General features: G+C 43.5%; 12 protein-coding genes. 2 read left to right on the top strand and 10 right to left on the bottom strand.

Annotated elements, in window-relative coordinates:
• Window positions 1-102 precede the first annotated feature (102 nt).
• The 4 genes from CWC29_RS18270 to CWC29_RS18255 all read right to left on the bottom strand — a co-directional run bounded on the left by CWC29_RS18270 (window position 103) and on the right by CWC29_RS18255 (window position 7467).
• Window positions 103-1461: a sigma-54-dependent transcriptional regulator gene (locus CWC29_RS18270; RefSeq protein WP_128726666.1), complete on the bottom strand. Its 1359-nt coding sequence runs from the start codon at window positions 1459-1461 to the stop codon at window positions 103-105.
• Window positions 1454-3175 (bottom strand): sensor histidine kinase, encoded by a 1722-nt coding sequence (locus CWC29_RS18265; RefSeq protein WP_138521368.1) that lies wholly within the window; start codon window positions 3173-3175, stop codon window positions 1454-1456. Before CWC29_RS18265 ends, CWC29_RS18270 begins: the two co-directional genes overlap by 8 nt.
• Window positions 3176-3315: 140 nt before the next feature.
• Window positions 3316-5145 carry a M28 family metallopeptidase gene (locus tag CWC29_RS18260; protein ID WP_138521369.1) on the bottom strand — a complete coding sequence of 610 codons (1830 nt, stop codon included), beginning with the start codon at window positions 5143-5145 and terminating at the stop codon, window positions 3316-3318.
• 138 nt (window positions 5146-5283) lie between these two features.
• On the bottom strand, window positions 5284-7467 hold the full coding sequence (locus tag CWC29_RS18255; RefSeq protein WP_138521370.1) for a M4 family metallopeptidase: 2184 nt from the start codon (window positions 7465-7467) through the stop codon (window positions 5284-5286).
• A gap of 537 nt (window positions 7468-8004) precedes the next feature.
• On the opposite strand from CWC29_RS18255, the gene CWC29_RS18250 reads away from it, so the two are divergent.
• Both CWC29_RS18250 and CWC29_RS18245 read left to right on the top strand, forming a co-directional pair.
• The gene (locus CWC29_RS18250) at window positions 8005-8532 is read left to right on the top strand and encodes a hypothetical protein (protein WP_128726670.1); all 528 of its coding nucleotides are present in this window, start codon (window positions 8005-8007) and stop codon (window positions 8530-8532) included.
• Window positions 8533-8549: 17 nt separating this feature from the next.
• On the top strand, window positions 8550-8984 hold the full coding sequence (locus CWC29_RS18245) for a hemerythrin domain-containing protein (protein WP_128726671.1): 435 nt from the start codon (window positions 8550-8552) through the stop codon (window positions 8982-8984).
• A 61-nt stretch (window positions 8985-9045) separates the two neighbouring features.
• On the opposite strand, the gene CWC29_RS18240 is transcribed toward CWC29_RS18245, so the two are convergent.
• The 6 genes from CWC29_RS18240 to feoB form a co-directional block, all read right to left on the bottom strand.
• A complete protein-coding gene (locus tag CWC29_RS18240) occupies window positions 9046-9783 on the bottom strand; it encodes a sulfite exporter TauE/SafE family protein (RefSeq protein WP_138521371.1) in 738 nt (245 codons plus the stop codon).
• Window positions 9784-9817: 34 nt separating this feature from the next.
• Window positions 9818-10507, bottom strand: coding sequence for a pirin family protein (locus CWC29_RS18235; protein ID WP_138521372.1), 690 nt, complete (start codon window positions 10505-10507; stop codon window positions 9818-9820).
• A gap of 83 nt (window positions 10508-10590) precedes the next feature.
• On the bottom strand, window positions 10591-11490 hold the full coding sequence (locus tag CWC29_RS18230) for a LysR family transcriptional regulator (RefSeq protein ID WP_138521373.1): 900 nt from the start codon (window positions 11488-11490) through the stop codon (window positions 10591-10593).
• Between the two features lie 25 nt (window positions 11491-11515).
• On the bottom strand, window positions 11516-13369 hold the full coding sequence (locus CWC29_RS18225) for a monovalent cation:proton antiporter-2 (CPA2) family protein (protein ID WP_138521374.1): 1854 nt from the start codon (window positions 13367-13369) through the stop codon (window positions 11516-11518).
• 107 nt (window positions 13370-13476) lie between these two features.
• Window positions 13477-13905, bottom strand: coding sequence for a GNAT family N-acetyltransferase (locus CWC29_RS18220; RefSeq protein ID WP_128726676.1), 429 nt, complete (start codon window positions 13903-13905; stop codon window positions 13477-13479).
• Between the two features lie 259 nt (window positions 13906-14164).
• A complete protein-coding gene (feoB, locus tag CWC29_RS18215) occupies window positions 14165-16249 on the bottom strand; it encodes a ferrous iron transport protein B (protein WP_128726677.1) in 2085 nt (694 codons plus the stop codon).
• Window positions 16250-16264: the final 15 nt, after the last annotated feature.

The raw sequence follows: 16264 nt of genomic DNA, 5'->3' as shown, positions 1-16264 counted from the left end.
TATTTTTTGATATAAATCAGATATATAAATTAAAACAAAAGATTAACACCAGCTAAATTGTGCGGCTTTCCACACACTTAAATCTATATAGTGTCACTAAACTCACCCATCATCATTGGTGAACATAGTGCGATTTAATCCATACTTGCTCATCTTATCGTACAAGGTTTTTCTCGGTACTTTTAGCAAATTCATCGCATCTTTAATACTGCCTTGGCTTTGCGCCAATGCTTCTTCAATTAACGATTGCTCGTAGTAGCTCACCTTCTCAGCCAAACTCAACGTTTCATCAGACAAATTGCTCTGTATGTTGTTATTCGCAGTCATCGCACCACCGAGTAAAATATGGCGCTCGGCGTGGTTTCTCAGCTCTCGCACGTTTCCAGGCCAATCTTGTGCCAGTAGCTGCGCCTCTAATTCAGGGCTAACAGGCTGCATAGGTTTATGAAAGCGAGTGGCGGCAATGGAGCTAAAGTGTTTATATAGCAGCGGAATATCAGCTTTTCTGGAACGAAGTGATGGGATCATTACTTTGACGAGGTTAAGACGATAAAATAAATCCGAGCGGAATTTACCTTGCGCGACTAAAGTTTGTAAATCCACTTTTGTCGCTGCAACCACCCTGATGTCCAGTGCTATCGCGGTGTTGCTGCCAACAGGCGTAACGCTTCTTTCTTCTAAAACGCGCAGCAGCTTCACTTGTAAAGCCGCAGACATGGCTTCGATTTCATCCAAAAAAACCGTGCCGCCTTGGGCAAAAGAAAACTTCCCCTCGCGAGACTCTTTAGCCCCTGTAAATGCACCACTTTTGGCACCAAATAATTCACTTTCAATCAGTTCTTCTGGTATGGCACCGCAATTGATGGCAACGAAGTTATGATTTGAGCGCTCGCTATGGTCATGTAAGTATCGCGCCACCAACTCCTTTCCAGTACCGGTCTCACCTTCAATCAGTACGTCAGCTGGGGTATCAATTACGGCATCAAGCAAATGTAGCATTTGCTGCATTTGTTTTGTCTCACCTAAGATCCGCACGCCCGGCGCAGACTTTTTCTTGACCTGCGCTTTGAGTTGTCGGTTTTCCATCACCAACCGGCGTTTATCAAGCGCCCTTTCTATGCAATCAAGTAGCGGCTCTGACACAGGCTTTTCAAAAAAATCGTAAGCCCCTTTTTGAATGGCTTTTACCGCCACTTCAACATCCGCAAAGCCGGTTAGAAATACCACAGGTAACTCAGAATCAAACTGCATTACCTGCTCTAAAAATTGAATACCATTGATCTCGGGCATGTTGATGTCACAAAGCACAACACCTTGAAACTGACGAGTTAGCTTTTTTAGTGCAGGCGCCGCACTGGAAAAACATTGCACTGAGTACCCTTCTATTTCGAATAGTTGCTTTAGTGCATCTCGTATACTTTGTTCATCATCGATGATTAACAGTGTTTTCTCTTCAGTCATTTTGCGGATTCTTTGTGTGTAAACTAATTAAAAACTCGGCACCACCTTGAGGATGATTATGGGCACTGAGTTTGCCATGAAATGATTCAATGATCTGCTTTGAAATGGATAGCCCTAAGCCCAAGCCATTACCTGATTTAGTGGTGTAGAACGGTTCAAATATGTTGGATAATGCATGTTGCTTAATCCCTTCGCCTGAGTCAATAATAGACAACTGGATCTTGCCTTCATGCTCCACGGCGCGAATATAAATACACTTGTTATCTTGCTCAACAATGGCTTGGCACGCGTTACTCAAAATATTCACCAAAACTTGCTCAAACTTAAATGGGTCAACCCAGATATTGCACGCAAGCCCCTCACTTTGGATTGCTACACCGTAGCGTTTGAGTTCAGGTCCAACTATAACCAAGGCGTTATCTACTGAGTGTTTAAGGTTGGCCACCAGCATTTTATTATCATGATGCTGGCTAAAAGACTTTAGCTGCGCCACGATTTTATGCACCCGAGTGATTAAAGATTGGATCAGTACCATGTTTTCGACTACTTTGCTCACATCTCCCTTTTGAGCCAACCGTTTAGCGCTGGCAACATATGCACTCATGGCACTAAGTGGTTGATTGATTTCATGGTTAATACTGGCGCTGAGCTGCCCTATAGTCGCCAACTTAGCAGCACGAATAAGTGCATCTTGGGCCTGCTCGAGCGCTTGCTTGCGGCTGGCAACCTCAGCCTCTAGACTGCGTTGGCTGAAAAGCAGCTGCCTATATCCTGTCAGTTTACTCAAAGTGTACTCAACAACAACGAAGAGTATGATTAATATCAGTGCGGTTACCCCAAGCCGCGGCCATTGCGCTGCTTTGATGGGCGCAGTATCATGCAGCAAATAAAGTGTATATTGCTTGTTAAACGGCCTCTTTTGCATCAGCGCGTCGCTGCCATGAGATGAAGTTTTAACTCTGGTTGGTGAAAGTACGCGCCAATCAATCGGAAACAGAGATTCATTTTCAAACTGCCTTGAGGATTCAATTTCTTTGCGCTTTGTAGGGGACAATTCCCCTAACGAGGCTAACCGCCACTGCTCAACATCAGATGCCAGCACAATATTATTGCCGTCCACGATTAAGAAATGACTATCAGTTCCTGTATCAAGCTGGGCTTTATCAGACTCAAATTTACTGGCGTTAACCTTCATCACCACAACGCCCACAAGTGCTCCGTCTTTGTAGACAGACTTAGCAAAATAAAACCCGCGAGTTTTGGAACGTAAACCGAGCGCGAAAGAAACATGCTCGTTGCCCTCGATTGTTTCGTAAAAATAGGGGCGAAAGGCAAAATTACTGCCTTTGTAGCTATGCGGCAAATACCAGTTGCTGCTCGCAATCACAGTTCCACTGAGGTCTAACAGGTAAACGTCTGACGCACCACTGGATATTTGGATGTCCTGAAGGTACCTGTCCAGTTCATTGGTGTCTTTCGTACTTGCTTGCTGTAAGCCTGATTGCACCAACGTACTTAGACTCAATTGAGTTTGGATGGCTTGATAGCGAGTAAACTCAGCCTGAATATAGCTATTGAGCTTTTCTAGGTTAGTTTTAGTTTGTACAAGGACACTTTCTTCGTCCTGTGCCACATTGAACAAGTAGCTTGCCCACAATCCGCAAAATAATAATAAGAGATGAATTAATATCTTAACTGAGAACTTATGTGGCACACGCAACTCCTAATATAACTCATCGAGTCTACCAGAAGCAGAATATCAATTAAATCAAATCTCTCTAAATCAATGTATCACTAAGCACCAAGACCGAAGATAAACAAGGTTTTATCTCCGATCTTGATTTTAAACGTGTTTTAATTCGCGCTAATATTTAGCGTTACATTGCTTGCGGCTTGATAGCCTTGTAGACCGATATACCAAGTACCAGCCTGAGGATTGGAGATCGTACATACCTCATTATTGCCATTTTTGTATGGTCGACATTGGTAGGTGTTAGTATTAGGTTGTGCGCCAAAATTAACATAAAGATCCGCATCTCCCGTGCCTCCCGACGTTGTAATTGTCAGGGTTTGGTATCCCGCAGCAAGTGCTTGACTAAAATACTGCCACTGTCCGCTGGCAACAGAAATACTACCAATGGTTTCGTCAATAGGCGTATTGCCACTCGAGGTATCGTACTGCCCTACCAAACTAACTCCCGAAATCGCATTCCATGCCTCAACCATCACATAATACGTACCAGTTTGCACAGCGGAAATATTGCATTGCTCGTTACTAGACGAGTTAGTGCTCTTGCAGTCATGAGTATCCAAAGTAGGTTTGGAGCCATAGCGAACATAGAGATCGGCATCACCAGTACCACCTGACGTGGTAAAAGTTAAATTAGTTGCACCTTGTGGAACCTCCATGGTGAAAAACTGTTGGCTTTTAGATGCACCGGAAATGCCAGTTTTAGCCACACCATTTTCAAGCTCATTGTTTGGCGGTGGCGGAGGTGTATCCCCCGCGTTTTTACCAAGCTCAGCAACAAATGCCAGCGCGAGTTTTGCAAATTTTTGTGCATGTGTTGAATCAAATTCAGTATCGTTGGTGGTATGAATTTTTCTGTTGATCTCAGACATTCTTGATTCAAATGGCATTGAAGCTGGGAACCCTTGCTGATACCAAGATGCATGATCAGAGCAACCATAGCCGCATTGGTCATAGGCATAGCTTAGGTTTGGCAAATAAGTTTCAATTAATTGGCCTAAGAACTGATTCTGTGCGCTGTTTGTATAGTCTGTCATCATCACAATATCCGCACTACTACCATTGCGTCCAGTCATATCAAACTGTGTCATACCGACTACGTTTTTTCCCTGAGAACTGTACGACTGCGCGATAGCTTTAGAACCTCGAAGCCCAACTTCTTCTGCCGCAAAACCCATGATTTGGATTGTCCGCTGAGGCTGGTACCCATCTTCAACAATAGCGCTTAGCGCTTCGGTCAGCACAGCTATCCCTGAGGCATTATCATCCGCCCCCGGCGCAAGCCCATTTGAGTTAGATTGGTTAATTGAATCAAGATGCCCGCCGATGATAACGATTTCATCACTCAGTTCGCTGCCTGGAATAGTGACAATCACCGAGGGCTGAGCCCAAGAGTGGCTAAAATATTCAACACTAATATCTGAGCGACTTGCTGCAATATCACTCCATGTTTGCTTGACCCATGCAGCGGCATCAATGCCTGTTTGCGAGGTATAATAGCGGTTATAAAAACTAGTTAGCGAGTTGACACTGCTGTCTAAGCTCACTGTACTGACTTTTGAAATTAAGCTGTTAACCCGTGTAGGATTATCGATGCTGTAATTAACCAGTGTCGCACTTGGATTTACGCTTTCTAACTGTGCAAGATAGCTTTGCGCCTGCTCTAAGGAGTCATGGGCGACAAAACCACCGCAGCGGTGATATTCTTCGTGCATAAATGCACTCAGGTGTGCATGTAAGTTTGCGGGTACTTTTAACGCTTTGACTTCGCTGTTTGGTAAAGAAAGCTGCTCGAAGTGAGTACCACGAATAGAATTATGAACTTGGAAATGCTGGCTAGACTTCGCATCCATCGTCACCCAAACCTCTTCAGACGCTTCAGAAAAGCCACTCAAACAGGCAATGCTCAGTAGCATAGATGTAGTTAATTTCATTGTTGTATCCTCAACTCATTTGAATAACAACATGATTTAAGCACTGAGCAAAATAAGAGGATTATTCAAATGAGATAAATTTCTGACTTTATTTAGGCCCTAACAACAAGGGAGCTTGCGCTCCCTATAAGCTGTTACTTAGTTCGCTTTGATATTCAGTGTTACACCGCTTGCTGCGTTATAGCCACGTAAATCAATATACCAAGTACCTTGTTGTGGGTTTGCAATCGTACAAGTCTCGTTGTTACCGTTTTTATAAGGGCGACACTGATAGCTCGACGTTGTTGATTGAGAGCCAAAGTTTACGTATAGATCCGCATCACCTGAACCACCTGAAATACTCACTTCAAGGTTGTTGTAGCTAGCATTTAGATCTTGCGTGAAACGTGTCCAACCGCCAGACGCCACGCTGATATTTGACTCAGTGCGGTCAATTGGTTGAGTTCCACCCGTTGAGCTATATGTACCAGTCAACGTTACACCCGAAATCTGATTCCACGCTTCAACCATCACGTAGTACTTACCAGCTTGAATGTTGCTAATGTCGCAGCTTTCGTTGCTTGTAGACGTTGTGCTATTGCAATCATAGGTGTTTAGCGTCGGACGAGAACCAAATTTCACATAAAGGTCAGCATCACCGCTGCCACCAGAAGTGGTGAAGTTTAGGCTAGTCGCATCAGCTGGCACATCAAGGGTAAAAAACATTTGCTCTTTTGCCGCGCCACTGATCCCAGTACGAGGTTGACCATTCGTCAACTCTTCGTCGCCACCGGGAGGTGGTGGTGGATTTGTATCACAGCTACTGCCAGAGCTTAAGTTGGAGTTAACGCCAACCGCAGCTAGCGCGGCTTGCACATCACCGGGCTCATATCCTAGGTCACATGCTGCGTCCATTACGCCGTTACCAGCTAAGTCCCAGTCAGTATTCGCGGTCCAATACATTTGGTTAGCTTTTGCCATTACGATAAAGGCTTTTTTCGTATCCCAACCTGCCGTAGTTGCTAGGTTGTAAAAAGCTTTGTTGAACACCCCTGAGGTGTGATGAACATCCATGCTGGACGTATAATTAGATTGGTGATCGATTGAGCGACCGTCTTGCGTTGGGTCATTCATATAACGCAGTGCCCCGCTACCTTTAAAGATATCTTGACCAACTAACCAATCATTGCTGCCTTTCATATAAAATTCAGCGGCTTCACCAGCCATATCAGAAAACGCTTCGTTCAAGCCACCTGACTTATAACGGTATACTAAGCCTGAGTTTTGCTCTGTGAAACCGTGACTCACTTCGTGAGCAGATACATCAAGACTTACCAACGGATAGAATGTATTTGCACCATCACCAAATGTCATCGCGCTGCCATCCCAGAACGCGTTTTCATAATTGCTACTATAGTGTACACGCATTTTAAGCTGGAACGACAATGGTGCAGTACCTAGCCAATCGTTGTACATGTTAAATACTACATTGCCAAAATAATGGGCATCGTTTAGCGGTGAGTACGCACCATTAATTTCTTTAACTGTATTTTCTGGGCACGTAAAGCTATGTGCAGTCGAACCACTGCTACCGTGATTTAGGTTGATTGTCTTAACATTCGCATTAGTCATGGTACAAGTGTTGCCTGACTGCGCCACGTCTAAATGATCATAATCAGTACCATACTGATAGCGACCCGTCTTTTGGTTACCGCCTGGACCCGTCGCATTGGCATGCTGCAAGTTGTTGAAACTTTCTAACACTTCACCTGTATTTGCATCAATGATCAAATATGGGCGCTTAGGCTCATCACCATAAGTAACAAAAGTGACTTCATACACTAAACGCGCCGTTGAATTACTATCAAGCCAGATCGCAAGACGAGATTTCTCATTATGCTTTTTAAGCTTTTTGCCTGCACTAAGTGATTGCTTTTCAAACTGACTCAATGCCATTTTGGCATTTAGCTTAGGTTTTACCGAACCGATGTCAGCCGCGATGTTATAAACTGCTGCGCCGTGAGCCTTCTTAAGCGTACCGGCATCGTCAAAGGTTAAAATGACCGAATCGCCGATCACCGGTAATCCTTGATACATTTGTTGGAAACGCTTAGTTACTTCACCTTTTTTACTATTAAAGCTTTTAAGCTCTTTTAGCTGGCTCGCACTTTCTAAGCCAATCAGTACCTCTGGCTGTGTACTTAACACAGTCTGAGAAGCCGATTTAAGCATAGTATTAATGTCAGCTTGCTGATTTAAATATTGTTTTGTCGCAGCCTGAGCACTGAGCGAAGTAAACGCAATCGCACATGCCGTAGCCATAGTTACTGTAGATAATTTCACGAATTACACTCCTAGTATTGTTGTTTTATTGTCCTTTTCATCATCGCTTTACAAGAAGCATTGGATGAAATATGACTGTTTTCTCCTTCAACTGCAGAAGACATGGCAGGCCCATTGGCACTCGCCATGCCTTATTAGACTAGGCAGCAATTCGAATAAATAAACCCCAAAGTTAACATTTTAATAATATTTAATTTACTTTAAATATTTATGCAATGCTTTCATGCATTTGTTTAAAAAACAGACCCAAACTTAATATCTTGAATTAAGTAACAAAACATATATTTGTAAATTTTTTGATACGATATGAGTAAATATGCCAATTTAATCCCTAACCTATCTTTAAAATCATTATGTTGTATCAAAACATGTAGTAACTACTCGGTAATTCTTTCTGGCTAGTGCTTCATTTATTCAATCTTAGAATCCACGGAAATCGGAATTATCCATAAAATTCAATAGATTAAAAAGCTCTTTCTGTCGGTATAACACTTGCAGTTTGAATAATTACAAGCTGCAACGAATTTAGGAGGAGTAATGGGTAATCTTGAAATATTATCCTATGCAGATCATAGAGTTGGGGCTGTTCTAACAGGGAGAGTAGCCGCAGAAAAATTGCAAAATGAATTGCTAAATAGTCACCTTGTTCAGCATGAGCATCTAGAATTGGTCAATCCGAATGATAAGAATGCTGACAAAAAGCTTGAATCTAAAAGCGAAAGTCGTCTTGCCAAAAATATGCTCAATTGGCATTTGTACCTTGGCAGTATGGGGGTGATATTAGGCTTTCTCATCGCCGGACTGTTAGTGAGCTACGGCCCCGCTTTTACACAAGCGAATCCTTATTTGACGTTTATCGCTTTACTAAGCCCCGGCTTATTTATAGGGCTATTTGCTTCAGGCCTTATTTCTTTGCGTCCAGATAAAGATGCATTTAATCAAGCAGTAATGAATAAAATCGCAGAGGGCAAATGGCTGCTCATCATCAAAACGAATAATGAAGCGCACCGGAGCAAGCTCATATCGTTTTTCAAAAACACTACCAAAGCAGACGTTTTAAACTAAAACAAGAGGTAACCTACATGGAAATTTTTAATGCAATAAAGCAAGATCATGATCATCAACGCGCCCTTTTGAATATGTTGGCTGACACTTCTGGTGATTCAAAAGTCCGTGAAAAGTACTATAAAGAGTTGAAAGACGCGCTAGAAGCGCATGCCATCGCAGAAGAAAGGTACTTTTACGCCCCGTTAATGGAAAGCGACATGACGATCGAAGACTCTCGCCACGGTATCGCCGAGCATCATGAGATTGATGAGTTAATTGAAGCACTGGATAAGACGGAGTTTTCCGATCCTAGTTGGCTAACTAAATTGAAAAAACTCAAAGACAAAGTTGAGCATCACTTAGCTGACGAAGAGCAAGCATTTTTCCAACGTGCAGGTAAGGTACTTGATAAAAGTGAAAAGTCGCAGCTTGCAGATGAGTATCAAAAAGAGATGGAAGAGCAGCTATAGCTTTCTATGCCCACAACATGTTGTGGGCATTTACTTTGCTAGATTTTGGTAACCGATACCATCACAGCAATTTACCAATTAATACCACTCCAAGCATGAGCAGTAGTCCGTTCATCACCAGCAAAAATTGCTTTTTAGGCAAGCGTTTCGCAAGGTACACGCCGAGTCTATTACCGAGCAATGCTAAAGGTGTAAAACAAATAGCAAGCAGCACATGTTGCCACTGTAACAACCCAGTTGCAGAGAAGGTCGCCAACTTAATCACATTCATCAGTGCAAATAGTACCGCAACCGTTGCGATATAAGCCGTTGGCTCCAATTTTCGAGCGTTAAAATACACCATAAGTGGTGGGCCGCCAGCATGAATTAAGGTGGTGGAGATACCAGCTGCTGTAGAGGTGCTCGCGGCCAGTAACCTTAAGTGCCCAACACTTTCAGGTGTATTTTTAATAAGTAGGCTTTTAAGCGCAAATATTATGCTCATCGCTGCAATCACAACCGTCAGCCAAAATTCACTGACGCCCTGAAGAAAAAGCGTTGCTAAAGCTATCCCGACTAGCGTACCTGGCAATAACCGCTTTAGTTCCGTCATGTTCCATAACCGCCAGTAACTCTTCAGACTAAAAACATCCGCCACGATAAGTAGCGGAAGCATCAACGCAATGGCGTCCCTAGGATTCAACACCATCATCAAAATTGGAACAGAAAACGCCCCTAATGCGCCTGCAAAGCCAGACTTTGAAATACCACTTAGCAGAACGACAAGGGCAATTACTGCAAGTTGAATTGGTTCTGTCATTCTTCAATTCCTTTAATTTGAGGCGCTGAATTTATTAATTAAGTAATAAAAACCACAGCGCTTCAACATCTGTTACTGCAGCAACCTGCATGTTGTCACCGGCATTCAGGCCGATACCGTCTCCTTGCTGAAATGCCTCACTATCGAGCGTCACTTCGCCGCCAACAATGTGCAAATAGGCTTTTTGCGTGTGCGCATTCAGTTGAATCTGTTGACCTTGATGTAGCTGCAAACGGTGTATTTCAGCTTCAGCATTGATACTCAGAGTGCCCCCCACGCCTGTAGGCGTAACAATTGGCGTAAGTGCACTACTCTGTTTAATTTGAATTTGTTCATAACTCGGCGTTATGCCTTTAAGCTTTGGCTCTATCCAAATTTGTAAAAAATGGGCAGGCGCTGTCTTTGAAGCATTATATTCTGAATGAAGAATGCCACTACCTGCGCTCATTCTCTGAACTTCACCTGCCGCCACAGTAAACTGATTGCCCATACTATCTTGATGTGCTAATTCACCGTCAATGACATAGGAAATAATTTCCATATCTCGGTGACCATGAGTATCAAAGCCATGACCACCAAGTACGGTATCATCATTGATCACCCTAAGATTACCAAATCCCATGTGGGCGGGATCATAATATCGACCAAATGAGAAACTATGTTGGCTTTGTAACCAACCAAAATCTGCTTTACCTCTATCTTGTGCTTTTCGAATATATCGCATGTTTCGCTCCAAACGCATGTTGATGATCTCAGTCTATTGCCTGTTTGAAACGGATAAAATTTGATAATTTAACATCAACCATTCTACTCAATAGAATCTTCCAGCTGCATGCACTGATATCTTAATTCACCAATAAATGCGCGCGCGGCGGGCCCAAGCCTGTCACCATCTTTAAAAATGAGATGAAGCTGTGCTTTACGCTGACTATGTTGTGATAGTGGTAGCGGTTTCAAAACGCCAGAGTCTAGTTGCGTTTTGATAGCCGGAATGGGCAACCAAGCAAATCCTAAGCCTTGCGCTATCATATCTATCGAGGTTGTCATATGGCTCACCGTCCAACGTTGATGCGCCCCCAACCAACCTTCATCTTTTTTACGCGAGATTGCAGAGTCTCTTACTACGATTTGACGATGGGACTTTAAGTCCTCGAATGTAAGCGCGCGACCAAATTGGTGTAATGCGTGATTGGGATTTGCCACTGCAATAAACTCGATTTGGCACAACTCTTCACTGAACCCGTCTTGCAAAGTCACAGGAGAAATGGCGATGTCTACGTCAGTATTTTGCAAAAGTTCAGATGCACCCGTTAATACAGACTCAACTAACTCGACACGCAGCAAGGGATATTGTGCAGATGTATTTTCTAGCACTTTATAGAGCACCTGCTGTGGAAAAATTTCATCGACCGCTATGCGCAGTTGACTCTCGACTCCCTCGCCCAGCGTCTGACCAACCGCTTCCACTTTTGCCGCTTCTTCCAATAGATAATTGGCACGGCGCAGCATCATTTCGCCCGCTTCGGTCAACAAGGTCTTTCGCCCTTCGACTCTAAAAAGCTTAACACCAAGGCCCTCTTCAATTTTATGGACCGCAGTGTGGATACTTGACTGGCTTTTATGTACTTCTTTGGCAGCTTGATTAAAACCACCATATTCGACAACGGCTCTAAACATGCGCCATTGCTCTAATGTCACTCTCAACATACTGATCTAACCCAATATTTATACGCTATCGTTCAATAGCTGATGGTTTATCTTCACAATTTTCACCATGGCAGGTATTAAGATCTTCTTGTGCTTTTTCGTCCGCCTGCAGCACTTGTTTGAGGTCTGCCATACGCTGACGAATCGCAATACCATAACTTTCATCGTCTCCCCACACATCAGCGAGCATATGCATAGATTCAACATCGTGTTTGGTAAAGAGGTGGCCCGCTCGTGCAACATCTTCTTCACTATGACCCAATAACTTGAGCGCCTGTTCACCTAACTTCACAGCAGAGACAAAGGTCTCTCGCTCAAACGCTGTGACACCCAACTTTATCAATTGGTAGGCATGACGACGGTCAGTCGCACGAACCACGAGTTTTAGATGAGGGAAGTGTTGTTGCGCCAACCTGACGATTTCGAGGGTTTTATCTGGTTCATCAATCGCCACAACCAGCATTTGCGCCTCGTGAGCCCCTGCGGCTTCAAGCAAATCTAATCGTGCACCATCGCCATAAAACACTTGATTGCCAAAGCGACGTAGTAGCTCAATTTGACTTGGACTGTGATCCAAAATCGACAAATGATAGCCCTGCGCGTGGAGCAAACGTCCTATCACTTGACCAAAACGCCCATAGCCGATCACTATGACGTTTTGTGTTGCTTCCATCGTCTCTAAGCTATCTTCTTCATGAGTAGTATTGGTCTGACGTTCAACGATTTTGTCATAAAGAATAAAAATGAGGGGCGATCCGAGCATAGATACCGCAACAACCAACGTAACTAACGCGGCTTGATCTGGAGTTAAGATTGCTAAACTGCCAGTAACCGAAAGTAGTACAAACGCGAACTCTCCGCCTTGACACAGGGCAGCAGTAAATAACCATGTCGCTCGCTGGTGCAGTGAAAACGCCATCGCCAACAAATATAAAATCACTGCCTTTAACCCCATTAACAGCAGCACTGAAGCCAAAATAAATGACCACTTTTCAGCTAATAAAGCAAAGTCAATTGATGCGCCGACTGTGATGAAAAATAGCCCAAGTAACAGCCCTTTAAACGGCTCGATATCGGCTTCTAATTCATGGCGAAATTCACTTTCCGCGAGGACGACACCCGCGAGAAATGTTCCAAGCGCAGGAGATAAACCAATACTTTGCATCAATAACGCAGTTGCGATAACGATAAATAGCGCCACCACGGTAAATAATTCGCGCATTCGAGTGCTGGCGATATATCTAAATAACGGTGCAGCGACATAGTGCCCAGCAGCGATAATAGCTAAAATGACAAAAACAGAAATAGCCACTTGAAGGTAAGTCGGAAAAGCGTGTAATAAATTTCCGTGACCATCACTCACAGCCAAATCACTAAATGCTAACAACGGCATAATCGCGAGAATGGGGATCACGGCTATATCTTGAAATAACAACACCGAAAACGCATTTTGACCGCCAGATTGTTTAATCAAGCCTTTTTCATTTAAGGTTTGCAGTGCAATGGCGGTAGAAGACAGTGCCAACATTAATGCAATGGCTAATGATTGCTGCCACAAAAAGCCAAGCGCTAAATCAATCGCGAAATAGAGTACAGCCGTTGTTATAACCACTTGTAAACCACCTAGACCAACTATAGAGCGACGCATCGTCCATAGCCTTTTCGGTTGTAACTCCAGTCCAACTAAGAATAGCATCATCACTACACCAAACTCGGCAAAGTGCATGACGTCGGTTTGCTCCCCCACAAGATGAAGAAGGTGAGGACCAATTAAGATCCCTGCCAATAAATATCCAAGCACAGAGCCAAGCCCTAGCCGTTTAGCGATTGGCACCGCAAATATCGCAGCAGCCAAATAGATAGTCGCGAGCAGTAACATAATAAAAAACACCTGTTGTTGTTATCGTCTTTATTATGTTCAGGGTAAATGAATTTATCCAGTATTCGTTCTAAAAAACAAAATATAAATGAGTAAAAAACCTGAAATTAATCTTGTAAATCCGAATATATAGTGGGATGGCAGATCTGCATCAAAATACTTGGATCTGGCACCGCTACAAAGCCAAATTTTTCATATAAAGTATGCGCATCAAGAGTCGCCAACATAAAGCGTCTCAGACCTTGTAGCTCTGGATGTTCAACCACAGCTTGAACAATCGCTTTGCCTACCCCTTTACCTCTAGCACTTTCATCAACTATCACGTCGGCAAGATAGGCAAAGGTGGCATAGTCAGTTATCACGCGACAAAAGCCTTGAAACTCGCCTTTGTCATCCAAATAAATGAAACTCAGGCTATTTTGAATGGCTTTTTCTAGCAAAGCTTTAGGCATCTGTTTTGCCCAATATGAATTTGAGAGTAGCGCATGAATAGTATCAAGGTGGCGCAAAATAAGAGAAGTATCATTGGTTATCATTATTGTCCCTGTTAACAGCAAAATAGAACTAAAAATTAAGCGATTTTTAGCGAGAAGCAAAGTGAAATTTTCACAGTCATAAATCTTTCATTATTGCGTCACCCTTCCGTCAATAACACAGCGTAGTCTGCTCTGTGAAGACTCCCCTTGATTGATTTAGAGTTGTTGGCAGTGTTGACTCAGTTGACACTGCTTTTTTTTGCTTGATACCAAACATAAAAAACGGCGCTCTAAGCGCCGGGAACCAAGCTTTTAATAACTAACCTAAGTTTATTTGATAGGTTGGCGGTTGATTGAGTCTATTACCAAGTCGAGACAACCCTTTCCACCACGCAAATCCAAACAACAACATCGCTACAATCCAAAGCGAAGCACTCGTTGGCGAGGTGCTTAACTGGCTAGCTTGGTAGACTAAAGTCGCCATGATATAAGCAATTGAGGTCGTCCAGCCAATAACAAGCCACATCCACTTACCGCCTGATTCACGTTTAATTGCACCTAATACCGCTACACAAGGAGTATAGAGCAAGATAAAGACAAGATAACTAAATGCACCGATTTGACCATTAAATTTCGCGGCCATTGCGGTGAGTAGCGCAGTACCACTTTCTGCGCCAGACTCTAATTCGTTAAGTCCCAACGGATCACCAAGGTTTGCAATAAGATCTTTACTATTGTCCACTATCGTCATCAGCGCTTCTTTTAACGCAGCCAACAATGAAAACTCTCCCCCTTCATCTGCAGCACCGGTGTAAAGCGCATCTAAAGTGCCAACGATAGCTTCTTTGGCGAACATACCAGTCACAACACCAACTGTAGCAGGCCAGTTTTCCTCTTTTAACCCAATCGGCTCAAAGATTGGAGTGACCACTTGTGCAGCCTTAGCCAAAAGTGATTTATCTGTATTCTCATTGCCAAACGAACCGTCGGTACCAATCGAGTTTAATGCACTGAGTAAAATAACCACCATGACAATTGTTTTGCCAGCACGTTTGATAAAGCCGCTCAGGCGCTGCCAAGTAGTGATGAAAATATTGCGCCAAATTGGCATATGATACGCGGGCATCTCGGTAAACGAGGGTAATTTTTGCGTTTTGAATACTTGCTTTCTAAATAAAAAGCCAGAGCCTACCGCAACCACTATGCCAAGCAAATACAGGCCAAAAACAACATTAGCTCCGTTCGTTGGAAAGAAAGCCGCAGCAAATAACGCATATACCGTCAAACGCGCGCCGCAAGACATAAATGGCGCCATAATAATTGTCAGTAATCTATCTGACTCTCGGCCCATCGTTCTTGACGCCATAACCGCAGGCACATTACAGCCGAATCCAACAATCAAAGGAACAAAAGCATTGCCAGGTAGACCAATAGATGACATCAAACGGTCAATCACAAACGCGGCCCGAGAAAGATATCCACTGTCTTCCAAAATGGATAAACACAGATACAGCACAGCAATAACAGGGATGAAGGTCGCCACCAATTGAATACCTGCGCCAAAACCATCAGCCAATAACACACCCAGCCATTGAGGTGCGCCAATATCTGCCAGCAGGATCTTTACACCATCGATGAGTAAGGCACCCACGGCGATGTCAAAAAAGTCGATAAATACAGCACCAACATTAACCGCAATAGTAAACATTAAATACATCATGGCTAAGAAAATAGGCACACCAAGCCAACGATTGAGCACGATTTTATCAAGTGTTTCTGTCGTATCTGCACGTTTTGGCGTAATGATACTTACGCCATCAGCCAATTTTTTTACTGCTTGGTGACGGGCGACCGCTTTTTCGAGGGGATCACTGCTGGTGCTTTCGACATTTGCAGCCACAGGAGTTTTAGGAAAACGAGTGATCTGCGCGAGTTGTTCCAACAACGCTTCTTGTCCTGTACCTTTAGCGCCGTGGAAAGGCACTACAGGTAATCCTAACTGTTCAGAGAGTCTTTTTAAATCTAGCGTTCTCCCGCGCTGAGTTGCAACATCAACCATATTTGCAACAACGAGAATTGGTTTACCTAACTCTTTCAGTTGGGAAGTTAATACTAGATTTCGCTGTAAGTTAGCGGCATCCACGATGTTAATGATGACATCAGCTTCATTTTGCTTTAGGAAGTCACACGCGATTTGCTCATCTTGGCTTGGCTCAATTTGCTCCATGCTATAGAGACCGGGTAAATCTACCAATTCTACGTTTGTGTTTTCTAAAGCAAAATAGCCGAATTTTTTCTCGACAGTTACCCCTGGCCAATTCCCTACTTTTTGTTTAGAGCCGGTCAGGCGATTAAATAATGTGGTTTTCCCGCAGTTCGGGTTGCCCACTAACGCAATTTTCATACGTGAGCCCTTTAT

Source organism: Pseudoalteromonas galatheae (assembly GCF_005886105.2).
In the GTDB taxonomy this organism is placed as follows: domain Bacteria; phylum Pseudomonadota; class Gammaproteobacteria; order Enterobacterales; family Alteromonadaceae; genus Pseudoalteromonas; species Pseudoalteromonas galatheae.
The sequence above is the reverse complement of the archived record's forward strand: the minus strand, read 5'-3'. Positions and strand labels throughout refer to the sequence as shown.